17 protein-coding genes are annotated in these 19,415 nt (G+C 74.3%); 12 read left to right on the top strand and 5 right to left on the bottom strand.

Features of this window, described 5'->3' with window-relative positions; all coding sequences use genetic code 11:
* Nucleotide 1 precedes the first annotated feature (1 nt).
* Nucleotides 2-766, top strand: coding sequence for a sugar transferase (locus J4709_RS03515; RefSeq protein WP_208236781.1), 765 nt, complete (start codon nucleotides 2-4; stop codon nucleotides 764-766).
* A gap of 40 nt (nucleotides 767-806) precedes the next feature.
* The gene (locus tag J4709_RS03520; protein ID WP_208236783.1) at nucleotides 807-1,733 is read left to right on the top strand and encodes a hypothetical protein; all 927 of its coding nucleotides are present in this window, start codon (nucleotides 807-809) and stop codon (nucleotides 1,731-1,733) included.
* 49 nt (nucleotides 1,734-1,782) lie between these two features.
* On the opposite strand, the gene J4709_RS03525 is transcribed toward J4709_RS03520, so the two are convergent.
* Both J4709_RS03525 and J4709_RS03530 read right to left on the bottom strand, forming a co-directional pair.
* The gene (locus J4709_RS03525; RefSeq protein ID WP_208236785.1) at nucleotides 1,783-1,992 is read right to left on the bottom strand and encodes a hypothetical protein; all 210 of its coding nucleotides are present in this window, start codon (nucleotides 1,990-1,992) and stop codon (nucleotides 1,783-1,785) included.
* A 188-nt stretch (nucleotides 1,993-2,180) separates the two neighbouring features.
* Nucleotides 2,181-3,356 (bottom strand): Rieske (2Fe-2S) protein, encoded by a 1,176-nt coding sequence (locus tag J4709_RS03530; RefSeq protein WP_232382892.1) that lies wholly within the window; start codon nucleotides 3,354-3,356, stop codon nucleotides 2,181-2,183.
* Between the two features lie 650 nt (nucleotides 3,357-4,006).
* Between J4709_RS03530 and J4709_RS03535 the strand changes: the two genes are divergently transcribed.
* From J4709_RS03535 to J4709_RS03580, 10 genes are all read left to right on the top strand, one after another.
* On the top strand, nucleotides 4,007-4,813 hold the full coding sequence (locus J4709_RS03535; protein ID WP_208236789.1) for a sensor histidine kinase: 807 nt from the start codon (nucleotides 4,007-4,009) through the stop codon (nucleotides 4,811-4,813).
* The gene (locus tag J4709_RS03540; protein WP_208236791.1) at nucleotides 4,810-5,457 is read left to right on the top strand and encodes a response regulator transcription factor; all 648 of its coding nucleotides are present in this window, start codon (nucleotides 4,810-4,812) and stop codon (nucleotides 5,455-5,457) included. Before J4709_RS03535 ends, J4709_RS03540 begins: the two co-directional genes overlap by 4 nt.
* A gap of 82 nt (nucleotides 5,458-5,539) precedes the next feature.
* Nucleotides 5,540-6,571, top strand: coding sequence for a cytochrome P450 (locus tag J4709_RS03545; RefSeq protein WP_208236793.1), 1,032 nt, complete (start codon nucleotides 5,540-5,542; stop codon nucleotides 6,569-6,571).
* A 209-nt stretch (nucleotides 6,572-6,780) separates the two neighbouring features.
* Nucleotides 6,781-7,923, top strand: a complete 1,143-nt coding sequence (locus tag J4709_RS03550; protein WP_208236795.1) for an alpha/beta hydrolase — start codon at nucleotides 6,781-6,783, stop codon at nucleotides 7,921-7,923.
* Nucleotides 7,923-9,332 (top strand): alpha/beta hydrolase, encoded by a 1,410-nt coding sequence (locus tag J4709_RS03555; RefSeq protein ID WP_208236797.1) that lies wholly within the window; start codon nucleotides 7,923-7,925, stop codon nucleotides 9,330-9,332. Before J4709_RS03550 ends, J4709_RS03555 begins: the two co-directional genes overlap by 1 nt.
* A gap of 107 nt (nucleotides 9,333-9,439) precedes the next feature.
* Nucleotides 9,440-10,804, top strand: coding sequence for a sensor histidine kinase (locus tag J4709_RS03560; RefSeq protein ID WP_232382893.1), 1,365 nt, complete (start codon nucleotides 9,440-9,442; stop codon nucleotides 10,802-10,804).
* Nucleotides 10,801-11,466, top strand: coding sequence for a response regulator (locus J4709_RS03565; protein ID WP_173098912.1), 666 nt, complete (start codon nucleotides 10,801-10,803; stop codon nucleotides 11,464-11,466). Before J4709_RS03560 ends, J4709_RS03565 begins: the two co-directional genes overlap by 4 nt.
* A gap of 154 nt (nucleotides 11,467-11,620) precedes the next feature.
* A complete protein-coding gene (locus J4709_RS03570) occupies nucleotides 11,621-12,253 on the top strand; it encodes a response regulator (RefSeq protein ID WP_208236799.1) in 633 nt (210 codons plus the stop codon).
* A 285-nt stretch (nucleotides 12,254-12,538) separates the two neighbouring features.
* On the top strand, nucleotides 12,539-13,132 hold the full coding sequence (locus tag J4709_RS03575) for a DUF6230 family protein (RefSeq protein WP_208236801.1): 594 nt from the start codon (nucleotides 12,539-12,541) through the stop codon (nucleotides 13,130-13,132).
* A 5-nt stretch (nucleotides 13,133-13,137) separates the two neighbouring features.
* Nucleotides 13,138-14,376 carry a DUF6114 domain-containing protein gene (locus tag J4709_RS03580; protein ID WP_208236803.1) on the top strand — a complete coding sequence of 413 codons (1,239 nt, stop codon included), beginning with the start codon at nucleotides 13,138-13,140 and terminating at the stop codon, nucleotides 14,374-14,376.
* 23 nt (nucleotides 14,377-14,399) lie between these two features.
* On the opposite strand, the gene J4709_RS03585 is transcribed toward J4709_RS03580, so the two are convergent.
* The 3 genes from J4709_RS03585 to J4709_RS52850 are packed head-to-tail and all read right to left on the bottom strand — an operon-like array spanning nucleotide 14,400 to nucleotide 19,298.
* Nucleotides 14,400-15,728 (bottom strand): serine/threonine-protein kinase, encoded by a 1,329-nt coding sequence (locus J4709_RS03585; RefSeq protein ID WP_208236805.1) that lies wholly within the window; start codon nucleotides 15,726-15,728, stop codon nucleotides 14,400-14,402.
* Between the two features lie 22 nt (nucleotides 15,729-15,750).
* Nucleotides 15,751-17,445 (bottom strand): serine/threonine-protein kinase, encoded by a 1,695-nt coding sequence (locus J4709_RS03590; protein ID WP_208236807.1) that lies wholly within the window; start codon nucleotides 17,443-17,445, stop codon nucleotides 15,751-15,753.
* Nucleotides 17,445-19,298 (bottom strand): serine/threonine-protein kinase, encoded by a 1,854-nt coding sequence (locus J4709_RS52850; protein WP_232382894.1) that lies wholly within the window; start codon nucleotides 19,296-19,298, stop codon nucleotides 17,445-17,447. Before J4709_RS52850 ends, J4709_RS03590 begins: the two co-directional genes overlap by 1 nt.
* Nucleotides 19,299-19,415: the final 117 nt, after the last annotated feature.

Genomic DNA, 19,415 nt, shown 5'->3' on the forward strand with positions numbered 1-19,415 from the left:
CATGTCCGAGGACCACACCGAACTCGCCGCCCGGCCCGTCGACCCGTCCGACGGCGTCGCGCCGTCGCGCGCGCGCCGCACCCTGGACGTCGCCGGCGCGCTCACCGGGCTGGTGCTGCTCAGCGTCCCGCTGGCGCTCGTCTACCTGCTGGTCCGGCTGTCCAGCAAGGGGCCCGGGGTGTTCCGGCAGACCCGCGTCGGGCAGGGCGGCCGGCCGTTCACCATGTACAAGTTCCGGACGATGCGGCAGGGCGTCGGCGGGCTCACCGTCACCGCCAACTGCGACCCGCGGCTCACCCGGATCGGCAAGCTGCTGCGGCAGTGGTCGCTGGACGAGCTGCCGCAGCTGGTGAACGTGCTGCGCGGGCAGATGACGCTGGTCGGGCCGCGCCCGGAGACCTACGACCTCGCCGTCCACTACGACGCGGACTCGCGCTGGATCTTCGACCACCGGCCGGGGCTGACCGGGGTGTCGGAGGTCCGGTTCCGCGACTTCGACGTGCTCGGCCCCGGCGAGGAGGTCGACCTCGTCAACTACATCGAGCGGATCGTCCCGGCGCGGGTCGCGGTGGACGCGGTCTACCTGCGCGACCCGTCGATGCGGCAGACGCTGCGCGCGCTCTGGGACACCGTCAAGCACATCCTCGGCTTCACGATCCCGCCGCTCCAGGTGGCCTCGGACGGGACGGTCGAGCGGGCGCCCGAACCGGCGCCCGTCCACGAGGCCGCGCGTACGGCAGCCGAGGAGCCCGGCTCCGCGGCCTGAGGACCCGCACCGGTCAGGCCCGCATCGGGGAAAGGGAGACATGGACATCCGGGACGTCCGGTTCAAGGTCTCGGCCGTCGGGGCCGCGGTGGTGCTGGTGGCCGGGTTCCTGCTCTACCTGCAGCACCGGTCGTCGTCGGGCGGGGACGAGCCGTACACCGGCCCGCCCGCGACGCCCGGCACGCCCGCCGCGCAGCCGGGCCAGACCCGCCGCATCGCGCTGAACACCCAGCCGTCGGACTACCCGCGGCTGAAGGAGCTCGGCTACAACCTCGTCGACGCCAAGCCGGACGACTCGCTCGTCGCCGGCGTCCCGGACGGGATGCAGGCGCTGCTGTGGGTCGGCAACTTCACCTGCGGCGCCTTCGACCTCGACTACGACGGGTTCGTCCGGGCCGTGCAGCGGTACGGCCACAACCCGAAGGTGTACGGCTGGTACCTGTCGGACGAGCCGGACACCGGGCGCTGCCCGAAGATCGCCGGGGAGATCCGGCGCCGCGCCGACTACATCCGGCAGAACGCGCCCGGCCAGGTGTCGTTCATCTCGCTCACGGACTGGCCGATGAAGCAGCTCGCGCCGAAGCGGGTCGGCGTCGACCTCTACGGCCTCGACCCGTACCCGTGCAAGGGCTCGGCGGACGCGCAGGACTCGTGCAACATCGGGGCGATCGACCGGATGGTCCGGCTGGCCGACGACGCGGGCATCCCGCGCGCGCGGGTCGCGCCCGTCCTGCAGGCGTTCGGGCAGAGCTGCACCAAGGGCGACAAGCAGTACTGGCTGCCGACGCAGGCCCAGTTCCGGAAGATCCTCGCCCGCTGGGACCGGCTCGCGCCGCGCCCGAAGCTGGAGATCTCCTACTCCTGGGGCCACCAGTCCGAATGGGCGTGCCCGTCGCTCGCGGACGCGTCCGGCGGCGACCACCCCGATCTGCAGAGCGTCATGAAAGCCCGCAACACCGCGAGGTGAGGCCCGCGCCGGGAGCCGGCGGGGGCGTCAGTGCCTCAGTGCTCGGGCGTCAGTGCTTGGGGTGGTCGGCGACCGCGGGATGCGAATCGGGCCCCAGCGGCACGTTGAACGCCCCCATCTTCAGGGCCAGGACCTCACCGCCGGCGACGAGCAGGACGAACACCACCGCCATCAGGCCGAGCTGCGCCCGGCTCGGCTTCCTGATCTTCAGCTTGCCGCCCAGTTTCCCACTGAAAGCCGCCTGAGCACCGCGGTTCACGCGCACCACTTCAACCCCCCAGTTACCGCAAGAAACCTAACACAACACGACACGGGGCCCGGGCCGGACACGCCCCTGCCGGCGTCCCGCCCCGGGCCCCGCGCGCCCCTCCCGCCGACTTGCGGCGTGTCGGCCTTAAGACCGCGGTCTTAAGGCCGACACGCCGCAAGTGAACGGGGTTCGGCGGGTCAGGAGACGCGGCGGCTGGTCAGGTTCGCCGCGCGGGCGTTCACGCACGCGCCGGTCGCCAGGTCGAACGCGAAGTTGTGCGCCAGGCAGTGCACCTGCCCGTCGCGGATGACCGCGCCGACCGACAGGTCCTCGCCGGCGTGCGGGCAGTAGCGCGGGATGTCGTAGCACCCGCCCGACCACTCCACGGTGATCCGCTCGCTCTCGTCCCGCCCCGTCTCATAGGCCTCGACGGCGTTCAGCGCGGGCGCGTTCGCGTGCTTGAGCAGCCCCACCAGGTAGTCGTTGTAGACGTCGGGGTCGCGGTACAGGCTGAGCCGGAAGGAGATGAGCAGGTCCTCCCAGGCCATCCGGCCGGTCAGCACCGAGTCCAGCCAGCGGCCCGCCGTGGTGATCCGGTAGTGCGGGCGGACGTCCGGGGACGCCTCCCCCACCGCCAGCCCGTCCGGGGAGAAGTCCACGTCCCAGACCCCGCCGTTCGGGCCGGTGATCTCGAACCGGACCAGCATCGCGATCTGCCGCAGGAAGTAGTCGCTGAGCGTGCCGAGGTGCTCGAAGTGGGCGACGAACCGGTCGAACAGGTCCGGGCCCGGCACCGGGTACTCGGCGAGGACGCCCTCGATCAGCTCCTTGCGGTCCTCGGCGTACTGCTTGAGGTAGGCGGGCCGCTCGTCGTCGGCGAAGGAGAACTCCGCCGAGACGGGGTCCCGGACGACCTCGCCGGTGTCGAGGTCGACGGAGTCGCCCGGCTTGAAGTAGTCCCAGCGCTGCCCGGGCAGGTGCTCGCGCAGCCACTCCGTCGAGACCTCGGGGTCGCAGAACGCCCCGTCCCGCTGGCCGAGCACCCAGTTGAGGTGGTCGACCTCGCCGTCCAGGAAGCACGGCGGCCCGGCGAACGGGACGGCGAGCTCCGGCTGCGTCTGCCGGACGAGCCGCTGCGCGGCGCGCAGCTTGGAGACCCGCTTGTCCATCGAGACCTTGGCCATCTCCTCGGCCGGGTACTCGTAGCAGATCGGATGCCAGGACGCGCCGGAGGTCTGCAGCGCCATCAGGTCGAGCCGGCCGCCCGCCAGGTGCTTGGCCCGGCGGGCCTGCGCGGCGGTGAGCCGGGCGTCGTTGCAGTGCAGGACGCCGCGGCCGTCCGCGACCACGAGAAAGGCCGCGTCATGGCACATAGGGGAGAGTTCCGGAATGACCGTTATCCAGGAGCCCCGATTGTCGAGCGGGAATTTCTCCCAGGGCTCTATCTCGATTACCTGGCGGGAACCCGCGGCTTCCGCCATCCGTTCCCGGAAGGCCGGGCCCGGATAGCGCGGAATGAGGATCCGGGTCCGCTGCGGAAGCCGGTCGATGACCCAGGGGTCGAAATGATCAAGGTGCTCGTGCGAGACCGCCACCCAGTCCGCGGCGAGCAACCGATCGGTGTCGAGGTGATCGTTTCTGGGGTACTGGTGCCAGGCCCCGATAAAGGCACCCGTCGGAGCGAGCCACGGGTCTGCGAGCAGGTGGAACGCCCGGGCGTGCACCGACACCCCCGCGTGTCCGAGAAATGTGACCGTCGGCATGCCGATACGGTCCCTCGCCGGCCCCGCGGGCGCACCCGCCCGAATGCGCAAAGCGGCTACGCCGTAGGCATGAAGGAAATGCCACAAGCCGAACTGACAATCCTGACTTAGACGCTCGGAGAAAGACCCGAGTTTACCCGGATGGAGGCATGTCCACTTCCGGTCAGGCACCTGTCTGTTGCGGTGAATTGACTGGACACGAGCGGCCGCGGGGGGTGACCGTCGAAGCGGTGCTGGTGAATACGGACGGGGGTCCTTTCATGATCAACGGGCGGTCACGATCCTCCCCCGGTGCCGGCGCGGGCGTGGGGACGCTCGCCGCCGCTCCGGTCCGGGAGGACGGGCGGGAGACCGCGCGCGAGCCCGCGCGGCCGGATCCGCCCCCCGCGCCGGAGACGGCCGGCGAGCACGCGCTGTGGAAGCGGCGGCTGCGGCACGACATCCGGCACGAGCTCGGCACGATCATCATGCTGGCGTCGGCGGTCGTCGTGGCCGAGGACGTCGGCGACGGCAGCCGGGCGCGGATCGAGCAGCTGCTCGGCGAGACCCGCTGGCTCGACCACCTGCTGCGCCGGCTGGACGAGGACGACGACGACCAGCCCCTGCCGAGCCCCGAGCGGATCCGGGTCGACGAGCTGACCGCCGAGGTCGTGACCGGCATGCGGCTCGCCACCCCGCACGAGGTCTGCTTCGGCGGCGGCGAGGCGTGGGCGCACATGGACCCGGTGGCGCTGTGGCGGGCCGTCCGCAACGTGCTCGACAACGCCTGCCGCGTCGCCGAGGGCCGCGTCAACGTCCAGGTCGAGGCCGACCAGGGCTGGGTCGTCATCCAGGTCGACGACGACGGCCCCGGGTTCGGCGCGGGTCCGGGCAGCTCCGGGGCGCGGCGCGGGCTGGCCTCGCTCGGCCTCGGCATCGTCCACGACCTCATCTCCGGCTACGGCGGCAGCCTGGAGATCCGCACCTGCGAGATGGGCGGGGCGCGGGTGCGGATGCTGCTGCCGTCGGCGCCGCCGCCGCGCGAGCCGGACGGCGCGCACGCCGACGACTGGCGGCCGCACCCATGAGAGTGGCCATCTGCGACGACCACGCCGTCTTCGCCGACTCGCTGTCGCTGGTGCTGTCGGACGCCGGGCACGTGGTGGTCGGCGTCGCCTACTCGCCGGAGGAGGCGCTGCCGGTGCTGCGCGGCCGGCAGGCCGACGTGTGCCTGATCGACCTGCAGTTCCCGTCCGGCACCGCGCTGGACTGGATGCCGCGGCTGCGCGCCGCCGCCCCGCAGACGCAGTTCGTGGTGCTGACCGGGTTCCTGGAGCAGCACGTGCTGGAGGCGGGCGTCGCGGCGGGCGTGCGCGGGTTCGCGCACAAGGGGCAGCAGGCCGGCGACGTCCTGACGGTGCTGCGCCGGGTCGCGGCGGGCGAGGTCGTCGTCGACCAGGTCGCCCGGGGCGACGCCGTCCGGCCGCGCACCCAGGCGCAGCGGGTCGCGCGGTTCCTCACCCCGCGCGAGCGGGAGGTGCTGACGCGGCTCGCGCGCGGCGAGTCGACCCAGGCGCTGGCCAAGGCCATGGGCGTCACCCGCAGCACGGCGCGCAGCCACGTGCAGAGCGTGCTGAGCAAGCTCGGCGTGCACTCGCAGCGGGAGGCGGTCATCGAGGCGGCCCGGCACGGGCTGGTCAGCGTCGAGACGGGTGAGTGGCTGGCGGGCTGACCCATGGCAGGGAACGGCCGAATCCGGACATACGGGATTCGGTCCGGACGCGTTAGCGTCCACCTGGGAGGGAGGGGTTCCCATGCCTCGACGGGGAGGCGCGCTGCCCGTCTCGGACGCGGCGGCCCTCGGCTGCCCGGACGCCTTCGCGCGCGGCGTCCCGCACGACCGGCTCGACCGGCTGCGCTCGCGGACGCCGGTCGTGTGGCAGGACGCGGGCGCGGCGGAGCGGCCGGGCGCCTGGGCGGTGCTGCGGTACGCCGACGTCCACTACGCCCTGACGCGCCCGCAGCTGTTCCTGCCGGAGGACGACGGCGTCCTGCACGGCCCGCGGACGGACCGCCCCGGCCTGGAGCACACCGGCCTGGAGCACACCGGCCTGGAGCACTCCGGGCTGGAGCACACCAGGCTGGAGCACACCAGGCTGGAGCATCCGGGCGGTGCGGAACGGCCGCGGGGACGCGGCGACGATCCCGACGCGATCCCGGACGGCGAGCCGTCCCGCGCGCCGATCGACATGGACCCGCCGATGGCCGCGATGCTGGACCGGATCCCGCCGGGCGACACGGTCGACTTCGTCCGGCAGGTGGCGCACGAGCTGCCGGAGACGCTGCGCAACACCCTCGCGGGCGGCCTGCACGCCCTGCTGCGCCATCCGGACGAGTACGCCCGGCTCCGCGCGGAGCGCCGCGACGAGCGGCTGATCGACAGCGCCGTCGAGGAGATGCTGCGCTGGTGGACGCCGGTGCTGCAGGTGCGGCGGCGGGTGCGGCGCGCGACCCGGGTGGGCGCGGTGCCGCTGCTGCCCGGCGAGCGGGTGGCGCTGTGGCTGGTGTCGGCCAACCACGACGCGGAGGTGTTCCGCGAGCCCGGCCGGTTCGCGCCCGAGCGGTTCCTGGCCGAGCGGTCCGCGCAGGGCGGGCGCCCGCATCTGTGCTTCGGCACGGGGCGGCGCGCCTGCCTGGGCGCCCGCCTGGCCCGCGCACACCTGCGGGCGTTCCTCGTGGCGCTGCTGGAGCGGCCCGCGCTCGCGCAGGCGGGGGGCGAGCCTGTAATGTCGAGGTCAAGTGCCCGTCACGGTTTCGAGCGGCTACCCGTCCGCTGGAACGGCTGAGGGCGGGCCCGAGCGCTCTGTGCGCCACATCACCGGAACGCGGCGTCACCCCGCCGCCTTCTCAGCGATCCCCGAAACGGCTCCGGACCGCCACGCCGCGGCTCCGCGCCCTGCCGGCGGTCGCGGCGGAACGGTCCGACCACGTGACCGTCTTCGGAGTTACCCGTTGCGCGCCCGCACCCCGGGCGCCGCACCAGAGGGGGCTGGTTGTGGGGCTGACGAGTTCGGGCCTGCTCGCCGTGCTGTCGCTGCTCACCGCGGCGTGCCTGGCCGGCACCGTGTGGCTGTGGCCGCGCGCCGCCGGCGGCGGCGTCCGCGCCGCCGCGAGCCGCGCCGCGCTGCTCGCGGGCTGCCAGGTCGCCGTGCTGCTGACGCTGCTGACCGCGGTGAACACCTACTACCTGTTCTACGGCTCGTGGCGGGACCTGCTGAGCGCCGCGGGCGGGAAGGCGACGCAGGCGCAGCACCCGCCGCCCGCCGGCCCCGGGACGCTCGCCGCCAGCCAGGCCGTCCGCAAGGTGCGCGCCGACCTCGACCCGGGCGGCAAGGGCAGGCGCACGCCCGCGCGCAACGGCCAGGTCGAGCACCTCGACATCCGCGGCATCCGCACCGGGATCTCCGCCGAGGCCTACGTCTACCTCCCGCCGCAGTACTTCCAGCCCGCCTACGCGGCGCGCCGCTTCCCGGTCGTGCTGCTCATCGCCGGCTACCCCGCCGCCGACCGGATGGTCTGGATGAACAAGGGCCACATCCCCGAGGACGTGGCGAAGGCGCAGGCGGCGGGCCGGATCCAGCCGATGATCTACGTGATGATGCGGCCGACCGTGGAGGAGGGCTGGGACACCGAGTGCGCCGACGTGCCCGGCGGCCCCCAGGTCGAGACGTTCTTCGCCCAGGACGTCCCGGAGGCGGTCGCCGGCGTGTACCGGACGGCGCGCGAGCGCACCGGCTGGGGCCTCGCCGGCTACTCGACCGGCGGGTTCTGCGCGACCAAGCTCCTGCTGAAGCACTCCGACCGGTTCGCCGCGGCCGCGTCCATGGCCGGGCACTTCGACGCGCTGCTCGACCGCACCACCCGCGAGCTCTACGGCGGCAGCAAGACGATCCGGCGCGGCAACGACCTGATCTGGCGGCTGCGCAACCTGCCGCAGCCGCCGGTGTCGGTGCTGGTGGCCTCCGCGGACGTCGGCGAGAAGACGTTCCCGTCGGCGGAGAAGTTCATGGCGGCGGCGCGGCCGCCGCTCGTCGTCGACAAGCTGCTGCTGCCGACCGGCGGCCACAACTTCAAGACCTTCCGCAAGTACATCCCGCCGTCGATCGCGTGGCTGAGCGCGCACCTCAAGGGGGAGTGATGGAGCCGATCGGTGCGGGCTTCCTCGCCCTGGTGTGCGTGCCGGCCGTCGCGTGCCTGGTCGCCGCGGTGGTGCTGTGGCCCCGGTTCGCCGGGCGCGGCGTGCGGCCGGTGGCGGCCCGGACGGGGCTGCTGCTCGGCTCGCAGGCGCTGCTGACGGCCGCGGTCGTGCTGCTCGTCAACCGGTACTTCGTCTTCTACGCGACCTGGGACGACCTGCTCGGCGGCACCACCACGAACGCGAAGGTGAAGCAGGTGCAGCCGAACCGCGGCGCGGAGGCGGCGCCCGCCGGGCTCGCGCACCGCGTCACGACGGCGCTCGGGCCGAAGCGGCGCGGGCACCCGCGCGACCCCGGGAAGGACGGACGGGTCGACCGGCTGGACGTGCAGGGCGCGCGCAGCGGCCTGGACGCGCAGGCCTACGTCTACCTCCCGCCGCAGTACTTCCAGCCCAAGTACGCGCACCAGCGGCTGCCGGTCGTGATCACCATCGCCGACGACGCGTCCGGCGGCGCGGCGGCGTGGCTGCACCAGGCGAAGCTGCCCGACGAGGCCCTCGCCGCGGCCGCGACGGGCGGCGTCCAGCCGATGATCTACGCGATGCTGGGGCCGGTCCGCAGGTTCACGCCCGCCAGGCCGCGGTCGGCGGAGCCGCCGTCCGCGGCCACCCCGCGCACCGGGCCGAGCGGGCGTCCGGGCGAGCGGGGCGGGCGCGGCCACAAGCACCGGACGGACGGTTCGCGCGGGCCCATCGGCGTCACGCCGGTGACGAAGCGGGGGCCGGCCAAGCCGCGCGACGTCCGCCCGGCCGGGTGCCTGGACCTGCCGGGCGTCGCGGGCGGGCAGGCCGAGACCTTCCTCTCCAAGGACCTGCCGCTCGCGCTGGCCGGCACCTACCGGCTGCCGGAGACGCGGGCGGGCTGGGGCCTCGCGGGGCTCACGGCGGGCGGGCAGTGCGCCGCGCGGCTGGCGATGCTGCACTCCGACCTGTTCACCGCCGCCGCGTCGCTGAACGGCCGGTTCGGGCTGCCGACGGACGGGACCGGCGCGCGGACGGTCGTCAAGGTCGCCCCTCCCGCGGCCGGGACGGGCGCAACGGCGAGCGGCGGGTCCGGGCGCCCGGTGAAGCAGGGTCCGGACGACCCGTACGGGGGCAGCGAGGCGTACCGGCTCGAGCAGGACCTGACGTGGCGGCTGCAGCACCTTCCACCGCCGCCGATCTCGGTGCTGGCCGCCGCGCAGTCGGCCGGCGCCGACGCCCAGGCGGCGGAGCGGTTCACGGCGCTGGCGAAGCCGCCGATGCGCGTGGACAAGCTCCTGGTGCCCGGCGCCCGGGTGACGCTGGGTGAGTGGCGCTCCGAGCTGCCGGCGGTGCTGGCGTGGCTCAGCGCCCACCTGAAGGGCGAATGACCGCTATGCCCGCATTGCCCCCGACCGGCCCGCTACCTCCCAGGGAGTAGGCGCGCTGCCTCCTGCCGGCCGACGTGCCGCGCGCCGGCGGTGGCTACCGTGCAGGAATGAGCACTTCGCCGCCGCACGCGGCGGCCCGGCCGCACTGGCCGCGGCCGTCCGCCTGGCCCGTCTGGGTCGTCCCGCTGCTCGTGCTGCTCGTCGAGTTCTTCGGGGCGATGGCCGCGCAGCACGGTGCGACCCGCGACCGGGCGTGGGACCGCGGCGACGGCTGGGGGCGCGGGCACGGCTGGGGCGACGGCTCGCAGGGCTACGGCATCACGCACCTGGACGCGCTCGGGTTCGCGATCGTCCTCGCGGGGCCGGCGCTGCTGCTGCTGCGCCGCCGCTGTCCCGTGCCGACGCTCGCGGCGACCGGCCTGCTCACCGGCCTGTACTTCCTGCGCGCCTACCCCTACGGCCCGGCGTTCGCGGCCGTCGGCGTCGCGATGCTGGGCGCGATCGTCGCCGGGCACCGGCTCGTGACCTGGGCCGGGACGGCGGTCTCGGTGGCCGTGTACTTCGGCATCACCGCGCTGATCGGCGTCCCGTTCGACCAGCGCGGCAAGCCCGGCGTCCTCTTCCCCGTCGAGGAGCCGAGCGTCGGCGGGGTCAGCGTCGTCGTCGGCTGGTCCCTCGCGGTGCTGGTCACCGCCGAGCTCGTCCGGATGACCGGGCAGCGGGCCGCCGAGCGGGACCGCACCCGCGCCGAGGAGGAGCGGCGGCAGGCCAGCGAGGAGCGGCTGCGGATGGCCCGCGAGCTGCACGACGTCCTCGCGCACAACATCTCGATGATCAACGTGCAGGCGGGCGTCGCGCTGCACCTGATGGACGGCGACCCCGAGCAGGCCCGCACCGCGCTCACCGCGATCAAGGACGCCAGCAAGGAGGCGCTGACCGAGATGCGGTCGGTGATCGGGGCGCTGCGGGCGCAGGGCGAGACCGCGCCGCGCTCCCCCACCGCCGGGCTCGCCCGGCTGGACGACCTGCTCGACCGGGCCCGCTCCGCCGGGCTCACGGTGGACGCCGAGACGGCCGGGGAGCCGCGCCCGCTGCCGGCGGGCGCCGACCTCGCCGCGTTCCGGATCGTCCAGGAGTCGCTGACGAACGTGACCCGGCACGCGGGCCCGGGGCCGGTGACGGCGCGGGTCCGCATCGCCTACGGTGAGCGGGAGGTGGAGGTGCGGGTCGAGGACGACGGCCGCGGCGCGCCCCTGCTGGACGACCATCGGGGCGGCAGCGGCATCCGCGGCATGCGGGAGCGGGCCGCCGCGCTCGGCGGGACGTTCGACGCGGGGCCGCGGGCGGGCGGCGGCTTCGCCGTCCGGGCGACGCTGCCGCTCACCGGGGAGCCGGCCGACGCCGCGGACCCCGGTGACGCCGGCGGCGCCGACGACGGCCCGGGCGACCCCGCGGAGAGGGACGGTCAATGATCAAGGTGCTGCTCGCCGACGACCAGGTGCTGGTCCGGGCGGGGTTCCGGGCGCTGCTGGACGCCCAGGACGACATCGAGGTGGCCGGGGAGGCGAGCGACGGCGAGGAGGCCGTGGCGCTGGCGCGCCGGCTGCGCCCCGACGTGATCCTGATGGACATCCGGATGCCGGGCCTGGACGGGCTCGCCGCGACCCGCCGGATCGCCTCCGACGAGCGGCTGGGCGACGTCCGCATCGTGATCTTGACCACGTTCGAGCTGGACGAGTACGTGTTCGAGGCGCTGCGCGGCGGGGCGAGCGGGTTCCTGGTCAAGGACACCGAGCCGGTCGAGCTGATCCACGCGGTGCGGGCGGTCGCGGCCGGCGACGCGCTGCTGTCGCCCGGCGTGACCCGGCGGCTGATCGCCGAGTTCGCGGCGCGGGCGAAGGAGCCGGCGCCGTCGCCGCGGCTGAACGCGCTGACCGACCGGGAGCGCGAGGTGATGGCGCTGGTCGGCGAGGGGCTGTCGAACGAGGAGATCGCGGCGCGGCTGGTGGTCAGCCCGGCGACGGCCAAGACGCACGTGAGCCGGACGATGGTGAAGCTCGGCGCCCGCGACCGGGCGCAGCTGGTGGTGTTCGCCTACGAGTCGGGACTGGTCAAACCGGGCTGGCTGCCCTAGCGTCACGAGCCGGCGCCGGCGGCCCGCGGCGGCGCGGTCCGCGGGCGGGCGGCCCCTGCCCTGGAAATTCGCACTCTGTCGCGATTCACTGTCCCCGTCCGTGGTGACATGACAAGGTGGAACGCACAGGCCGTCACCGAAGCGAAGGAGTCCGGTGCCGCACGACACGAGGATCCTCGCCGTCGACGACCGCGAGGAGAACCTCACCGCCCTTTCGGCGGTGCTCGACGCGCTCCCGGTCGAGGTGGTCCCCGTCTCGTCCGGCCAGGCGGCCCTCAAGGAACTGCTGAGCGACGACTTCGCGCTGATCCTGCTCGACGTCGTGATGCCCGGGATGGACGGCTTCGAGACGGCCCAGCACATCAAGGCGCGGCCGCGCACCCGGGACATCCCGATCATCTTCCTGACCGCGGCCGGCGGGGAGAGCGAGCAGGCGTACCGCGGCTACGCGGCGGGCGCGGTCGACTTCCTGACCAAGCCGTTCGACCCGTGGCTGCTGCGCGCCAAGGTGTCGGTCTTCGTCGACCTGCACCGCAGCAACCTGGAGCTGCGCCGGCAGGCGGCGCTGCTGCGCCGCACCATCGCCGGGAACGGCGCCGCCGGCGCCGGCCTCGACGGCGCGCCGGACGCGGCGGCCTGCGAAGGGCTGCTGCCGGAGCTGGACCGGCGGCTCGCCGAGGTCGAGGACGCCCTCGCCCGGATGCGGTCCGGGGAGCCCTCCGACGACCTCGAGGCGCGCGTCGCCGATCTGCGGCTCGCGCTCGACGCGTTCTCCGCCGGAAGCTGACCCGGCGCGAGGCGCCGCGAACCCCTGCCGTGGCGGGGTTCCGGACGCCCGTCAGTAGTCACTTACCGTAGTGGGTTGCGGCCCGCCCCTCACCCGCCTCGCCGCCCTCCGCGGTGATCAATTTCGCAGGTCAACCGCCCTGATTCTTTACCTTCGAGTTCCCTGGACGGGTTTGCCGCAAGTAAGTACTTGAGGGTAACTTGCACTCAGTGTCACGCACGTGACCCGCATCACCGGGCACCCCCCGCCCGGCCCCCCGACCCCCGAACCCCCCAGGAGCCCCCTATGACCGACTCCGCCGACGCCGGTCTCGGCCGCGTCCGCTGGAAGCGCTTCGCCGCCATCGCCGCCCCCGCCGCGGTCGGCGCGGGCGCCCTGGTCTTCATGACCGCGCAGGGCGCCATCGCCTCGTCGTTCGCCGTCTCCGGCAGCAGCTTCAAGGTCAGCGCCGCCTCCCTCAACGGGACGGGCTTCGTCCAGTACGGCGACGTCGACACCAGCAAGGACGGCGCGAAGCACCCGGTGCAGATCTCCGGGATCAAGAACGCGACGATCACGGACATGTGCCAGTCGATGAAGGTCGGGCCGTTCACGCTGCGGCTCACCGCGGGCGACAAGGGCACCCCCGTCAAGGCGTCCGACCTCGTGCTGGACGTCGAGCAGCTGGACGCGAACGCCGAGTTCTCCAACATCGAGATCGGCCGGGACGCCAGCACCCTCGACAAGGGCCCGAGCGGCGCGAAGGGCGCGGCGGGCATGTTCGGCCAGCAGGCCGACTCGATCAAGCTGACCGGCGTCAAGCAGGTCGCGTGGGCGACCACCGCCGGCACCTTCAAGCTGAGCGACCTCAGCATGAAGCTCGGCAAGGAGTGCTTCTAAAGGCCATGACGGACACGACACCCCACGGGTTCCGCCGCTGGCGGCGGACGCGCCCCTTCTGGGGCGGCGCGTTCGCCGTCCTCGGCGGTGCGGAGCTCATCGCGATCCCCCTCGCCCCGATGCCGCTGGTCGTGCACCAGGGCATCGCCGGAGTGGCGAGCTGGCTGATCGGCGCGCTGCTGGTCGCCGCCGGCGCGCTGATGTGGTTCCAGCCCGCCCAGCGCAGCTTCTTCGGCGTCCTCGCCGTGCTGCTGTCACTGGCGTCGTTCCTCACCTCCAACTTCGGCGGCTTCGTCGTCGGGATGCTGCTCGGCCTCCTCGGCGGCGCGCTCGGCTTCGCCTGGTCGCCGGCGCGCCCCCGCGCCCAGGCCGGGCCGGACGGGCCGGACGCCCCGGAGCCCGCCCGGCCCCGCGCCGGCGGGCACGGGATCGGCGCGCACGCGGCGCCGCGCGGCGGCCGGTTCACCGCGTTCGCGCTGCCGCTGGCGCTGCCCGGCGCCCTGGGCCTGCACCTGCTGAACGCGGCGCCGTCCCCGGCACCGTCGGCGTCCGCGTCCCCGGCGAGCGCGTCTCCGGCCCCTCAGGCCGCGCAGGCGCCCGCACCGGCCGCGAGCACCACGCCCTCCCCCACCGCGACGCCGACGCCGAGCGCGACGCCGTCCGCGACGCCCTCGGCCTCACCGTCCGCCTCGCCGTCGCCGTCGCCGTCCTGCCCGGCCGTCCCGGCGAACGGGGCCGGGCTGTCCCAGGACCAGGCGCGCAAGCTGCTGCAGGAGTTCCGGTCCGCCAAGGACCCGGCCGCCTGCGCCAAGCCCGGCGGGCAGGCCACCGCGGCCGCCGCGGCCGGCTCCCGCGTCTACAGCGACGCCGGCACGCTCCGCGCCTCGTCGCTGACGATGTCGGGCCTCAGCTACGACGGCGTCGCGTCGCTGCCCTCGGCGTCCGGGACGGTGAAGGCGCTGAAGTTCACCATGTCCAAGGCCGTCCTGAAGGACGTCGACCAGACCGCCGCGCGGGGCGGCGTCACCAGCCGGACCAGGACGGGCTCGCTCACGCTCAGCGGCGACGTCGTCATGTACACGACGAAGATGTCGTCGAAGCTGCTCGGCATCCCGCTGACCTTCACGCCCGAGCAGCCGCCGCCGCTCACCCTGCCGTTCATGGTGATGACGGACGTGGTGTCCGAGCAGCCGTCGGTGACCGCGAACGGCGCCCAGATCAGCGGCCTCGCCCAGACGACCTGACGGCCGCGGCCCCGGGCGCCCGGCTAGGGGTGGACCAGGGTCAGGACGGCCATGGTGGCCGTGTGGCCGGAGCCGGCGAGGCCGAGCGTCTCGACCTGGAGCTTGCGGCGCAGGATGAACGCGCCGGCCAGCACCGCCGCCACCACCAGCACCACCGCGACCACGATGATCAGGATCGTCTTGCGGCGCTCCGCCCCGCGGACGTCGTGCACGGGCGGCGGCCCCGGCGGCTGCTGCCAGTTCGAGAACTGGTGCTGCTGCCACGGCGGCGTCTGCGGCTGCCCGTGCTGCGGCGGCGGCGCCCACTCGGTCTCCAGGAGCGTCCGCTCCTCCTGCTCCTGCGCGGGACGGCGCTGCGACGGGGGCTGCGGCGGGTAGGAGTCGCGCTCGTTGCGGACGGGCGCCGGTCCCGGTCCCGGACCCGGGTCGCGGCGGGTGACCGGATCCAGGTCGTCCGGGTCGAGCACGGTCTCCGACGCGTCGTCGCCATAGCGGCGCGGCGGGCCGTCCATCACCGTGTCGTCGGCCGCGGGGGGCCGCGGCATCGCCGCCACCTGCGTCAGCAGCGGCTGCGCCTGCGACGCCGTCATCCGGTGCACCGGCTCGCGCGCCAGCAGGCCGTCCAGGACGCGGGCGAGCGGCCCCGCGTTGCGCGCCGGCGGGACCGGCTCGGACAGCGCCGCCTGCAGCGACGCCATCGCGTCCGGCCGCTCGTACGGGGAGCGGCCCTCGACCGCCGCGTACATCGTCGCGCCGAGCGCCCACAGGTCCGACGCCGGGACGGCGCGCTCGCCCTGCGCGCGCTCCGGCGGGATGTAGGCGGGCGAGCCCATGACCAGGCCCGTCTGCGTGAGGGTCGCGTCGCCCTCCACCTGCGCGATGCCGAAGTCGGTGAGCACGACCCGCCCCGAGTCGGTGATCAGCACGTTGCTCGGCTTGACGTCGCGGTGCAGGATCCCCTTCTCGTGCGCGTGGCGCAGCGCGCCCAGCATCTGCAGCCCGATCGCGGCGACCCGGTGGTGCTCCATCGGCCCGCGGTCGAGCAGGTCCTGCAGCGACGGCGCGAGGACCAGCTCCATCACGATCCACGGCCGGTCCGACTCCTCGACCACGTCGTGGACCGTCACCACGCCCGGGTGGTTCAGCCGCGCCGACGCCCGCGCCTCGCGGAACGTCCGCTCGTACAGGACGGCTCGCTCGGCGTCGTTCAGCCCCGGCGGGAGCAGGACCTCCTTGACCGCGACCTCGCGGTCGAGCATGACGTCGAAGGCGCGCCACACGGTGCCCATCCCGCCGCGGCCGACCACCGAGTCCAGCCGGTAGCGGTTGCCGAGCAGACGTGCCTGTGCCATCTCTTTACGGTCCCCCCAGTGATCATCCCACCCCGGCGGGCTGGAACGTACCGAGCACATCCTTCACTAGTCGCCCGTTGCCGTTCCACTGGGACTCCGGAAGCGCCACCACGACGGCGTACGCGTGCCCGTTCACGATCACGCCCCGGTCGAGGGCGTGCGTCAAGCCGGTGGACCGCGTCCAGGTGAACTGGATGTCGGCGGCCGGGTAGCCCGCCACGCTGGTGCTCGTGATCGGCCCGACCCGGCTGAAGTTCGCCAGGTTGCCGTCGCGGATGGCCTGCTTCTCCCACGTCTTCCAGTGCTGGACGGGGTCGCCCTGCCATGGGGTCTCCTCGACCTGGACGTAGCCCTTGGTGGCGGGGTCGGACCAGATGGCACCGCGGGCCGTCGTCCTCTTCGTCCAGCCGGGCGGCACGCCGATCGAGTAGGTGGAGCTCTTCGCCTTGGTGAGGCCCGCGGGCCAGGTCTTGGACGGGGACGGCGACGGGTCCTGCGACGCCGGGGGGTTCGTCTTGCCCTGACCGGAAGGGTCGCCCTGCGCGGCGGGGTTGTTGTCCACCGGCCCCGGAGTGCGGCCGGAGTCGTGCGGCCAGAGGAAGACCACGGCCGCCGCGACCGCGGCAGCGAGGACGACCGCCCCGGCGAGGATCGGAAGCACCGGCGACCGGCGCTTCGGCGCGACGCCCATCGTGCCGGGCCCGCCCGGCATCGGCGCCCACTGCTGCCCGGCCGTCTCCGGCGGGTAGTGCGCCGTCATGTCCGGGACCGGGATGTGCTGGTCCGGCACGTGCAGCGGCGGCGCCGACCGCGTCGGGCCCGTCCCGGCACCGACCGCCCCGTGCTCGCCCGCGGCCGTCGCGTGGCTCCAGGCGAGTTGCGCGGCGGCCTGGTCCGCGGCGTGCCCGGACGCGATCGCGGCGAGCGCCTCCTCGGCGCGCTCCGCGCCCATCCGCCGGACCGGGTCGCGCTCCAGCAGCCCGAGCAGCACCGGCGCCAGCGGCCCCGCGTTCTTCGGCGGCGGCACGTCCTGCGTCATCACCGCCGCCAGCACCGCCATCGCGTCGCTGCGGTGGTGCGGCGCCCTCCCCTCGCACGCGGCGTACAGGGTCGCGCCGAGCGCCCACAGGTCCGACGCCGGGATCGCCCGGTCGCCGTTGACCCGCTCCGGCGGCATGTACGCCGGCGACCCCATGATCAGCCCGGTGCCGGTCAGCGTCGCGTCGCCCGCCATCTGCGCGATGCCGAAGTCGGTGAGCACCGCCCGGTCGTCCGCGGCGACCAGCACGTTCGCGGGCTTGACGTCGCGGTGCAGGATGCCGATCGCGTGCGCGGCGCGCAGCGCCCCGATGATCTGCCGGCCGACCTCCGCCACCCGCCCGGGCGGCAGCGGCCCGTCCTCGTCGATGATCTCCTGGAGCGAGCGCGCCTGGACCAGCTCCATGACGATCCAGGGCCGGTCGTCCTCGTCGACGACGTCGTGGACGGTCACGACGCCCGGATGGTTCAGCCGCGCCGACGCGCGCGCCTCCCGCAGCGTCCGCTGGTGCCGGGTGTGGCGCTCCTCGTCGCTCAGCCCGGACGGCAGCAGCACCTCCTTGACCGCGACCTCCCGGTCGAGGGTCTCGTCGAGCGCCCGCCAGACCGTGCCCATGCCGCCGCGTCCCACCACCGACAGCAGCCGGTAGCGGCCGGCGAGCAGGCGGCCCTCGTCCATCACGCCTCCGCCGGCTTGAAGTACTGGTACACCGGCTGCAGCTCGGCGAACGTCCGGTCCCAGGCGTCCTGGGGGGCGCGCAGCAGGATCGCATAGCCGTGCCCGTTCGCGACGAACCCGCGGTTCAGGATGTGGATCCGGCCGTGGTCGCCGTTGAAGGTGAACTCCCAGTCGGCCGACCTGTCGCCGTTCCCGGTGTCGGGGACGGGCGGGTGGTCGCCGGTCGGCTCGATCTTGATCCGCTGGTAGCCGGGGAAGCCGGCGCCGCCGTGCTCCTGGTTCCGCCAGTCGCCGATCGCGCTCTTGCCGGGGCTGTCGGTCTGATCGATCTGCACGTAGGTCCGCCGGTCCTTGGCATAGAAGAAGTCACTGGAGCCCTTGCGCTCGGGGCCGGTCCACCCGTCCGGGACCATCACCGAGTAGCCCGAGCCGTCCTTGTGGGTCCGGAACCCCGCGGGCAGCGAGGGGCTCGCGGGCGCGGACGAGCTCGCCGAGGTCGCGGGCGCGGCCGGGCTGTGCGTCGCCGGGGGCGCCGTTCTCGGCTTCGGCTTGCCGTCGCCCGAGCTCGCCCACGCGATCCCGGCGATCACCACGATCACCAGCAGCACGAGCGCCGCGACGATCAGCACGTTGCGGTTGGAGGCGAGCGCCGGCCGCCCGGACGCGGCCGTCGCGCCGGGCGGCGGCGCCGGGCTCTCGGCCGGGCGCGTGTCGGCGCCGGACGGCCACGGCTCGGCCCGGTTCGGGTCGCTGCGCGCCGTCGCGCCCGCCGGGACGTCGAACCGGGTCAGCTGGTCGGGCCGCGCGTCCGGGGACTCGGCGTGCGGCGCCGCCACGCCCTGGCCGCCCACCCAGGGCGCCGCGCGCGTCGCGCCCGCCGAGGGGTCCGGTTCGGGCTCGGGCTCCGCGGGGGCCGGTTCGGTGTAGGGGTCGGGGAGCGTGCTGCCGGGTGCGCCGCCCTGAGGCTCCTCCACGGGGTACTCGACGGCCATCGTCCGCTGCGTGTCGATGGTCTCCTGCCGGACGATGTCGTCCAGCAGCGCGCCGGCCGCGATCGCCTCCATCCGCTGGTCGGGGTTCTTGTGCAGCAGGCCCTCGATCACCGGGGTGAGCCGGCCGCCCTTCTCCGGCGGGTCCGGCTCGTCGGAGATCACCGCGACCAGCGCGGCCATCGGCTCGGAGCGCTCGAACGGCGACCTGCCGTGCAGCATCGCGTACAGGGTCACGCCGAGCGACCACAGGTCGGAGGCGGGGCCCGCGGTGCGGCCGCGGGCGCGTTCGGGAGCGATGTAGGCGGGCGAGCCCATGACCAGGCCCGTCTGGGTGAGGGTCGCGTCGCCGGCGGCGGTGGCGATGCCGAAGTCGGTGAGCACGGCGCGCTCGCCCATCCGGCCGGTGCCGGTGATCAGCACGTTGCTCGGCTTGACGTCGCGGTGCAGCACCCCGGCCTGGTGCGCGGCGTGCAGCGCGGCCAGCATCTGCCGGCCGATCTCGGCGGCACGGCGCGGCTCCAGCGGCCCGTCCTGCTTGATCACCTGGTCCAGGGAGCGGGCCTTGATCAGCTCCATGATGATCCAGGGCCGGCCGTCCTCCTCCACGACGTCGTAGACGGTGACGACGCCGGGATGGCCGAGCCGCGCGGCGGTGCGCGCCTCACGGAACGTACGCTTATGGTGGACAGCGCGTTCCTCATCGGTGAGACCATGCGGGAGGATGACCTCCTTCACCGCGACGTCTCTGCCGAGGACCTCATCGTGTGCCTGCCAGACCGTCCCCATGCCGCCTCGGCCGACCTGGGTCACCAGGCGGTAGCGGCGGGCGAGCAACCGCTCACCGGTGGTCTCATTTGGCATATCCGCGACCATATCGACTTTTGCTGACAACCTTGGATCGAGCTTGCAAGCGACATCCCCCCACCCGTACGACGTCCGGCGCCGCGCCGAGGTTCGCCGCCGGGCGGGCGGGCCCGG

The organism is Actinomadura violacea, assembly GCF_017573465.1.
Lineage (GTDB): Bacteria > Actinomycetota > Actinomycetes > Streptosporangiales > Streptosporangiaceae > Spirillospora > Spirillospora violacea.

Excerpts from the sequence above, each read along its gene's own strand:
- J4709_RS03515 (WP_208236781.1), top strand. The coding sequence starts at position 2 with ATGTCCGAGGACCACACCGAACTCGCCGCCCGGCCCGTCGACCCGTCC.
- J4709_RS03520 (WP_208236783.1), top strand. The coding sequence starts at position 807 with ATGGACATCCGGGACGTCCGGTTCAAGGTCTCGGCCGTCGGGGCCGCG.
- J4709_RS03530 (WP_232382892.1), bottom strand. The coding sequence starts at position 3,356 with ATGTGCCATGACGCGGCCTTTCTCGTGGTCGCGGACGGCCGCGGCGTC.
- J4709_RS03535 (WP_208236789.1), top strand. The coding sequence starts at position 4,007 with ATGATCAACGGGCGGTCACGATCCTCCCCCGGTGCCGGCGCGGGCGTG.
- J4709_RS03540 (WP_208236791.1), top strand. The coding sequence starts at position 4,810 with ATGAGAGTGGCCATCTGCGACGACCACGCCGTCTTCGCCGACTCGCTG.
- J4709_RS03545 (WP_208236793.1), top strand. The coding sequence starts at position 5,540 with ATGCCTCGACGGGGAGGCGCGCTGCCCGTCTCGGACGCGGCGGCCCTC.
- J4709_RS03555 (WP_208236797.1), top strand. The coding sequence starts at position 7,923 with ATGGAGCCGATCGGTGCGGGCTTCCTCGCCCTGGTGTGCGTGCCGGCC.
- J4709_RS03560 (WP_232382893.1), top strand. The coding sequence starts at position 9,440 with ATGAGCACTTCGCCGCCGCACGCGGCGGCCCGGCCGCACTGGCCGCGG.
- J4709_RS03565 (WP_173098912.1), top strand. The coding sequence starts at position 10,801 with ATGATCAAGGTGCTGCTCGCCGACGACCAGGTGCTGGTCCGGGCGGGG.
- J4709_RS03575 (WP_208236801.1), top strand. The coding sequence starts at position 12,539 with ATGACCGACTCCGCCGACGCCGGTCTCGGCCGCGTCCGCTGGAAGCGC.
- J4709_RS03580 (WP_208236803.1), top strand. The coding sequence starts at position 13,138 with ATGACGGACACGACACCCCACGGGTTCCGCCGCTGGCGGCGGACGCGC.
- J4709_RS03585 (WP_208236805.1), bottom strand. The coding sequence starts at position 15,728 with ATGGCACAGGCACGTCTGCTCGGCAACCGCTACCGGCTGGACTCGGTG.
- J4709_RS03590 (WP_208236807.1), bottom strand. The coding sequence starts at position 17,445 with ATGGACGAGGGCCGCCTGCTCGCCGGCCGCTACCGGCTGCTGTCGGTG.
- J4709_RS52850 (WP_232382894.1), bottom strand. The coding sequence starts at position 19,298 with ATGCCAAATGAGACCACCGGTGAGCGGTTGCTCGCCCGCCGCTACCGC.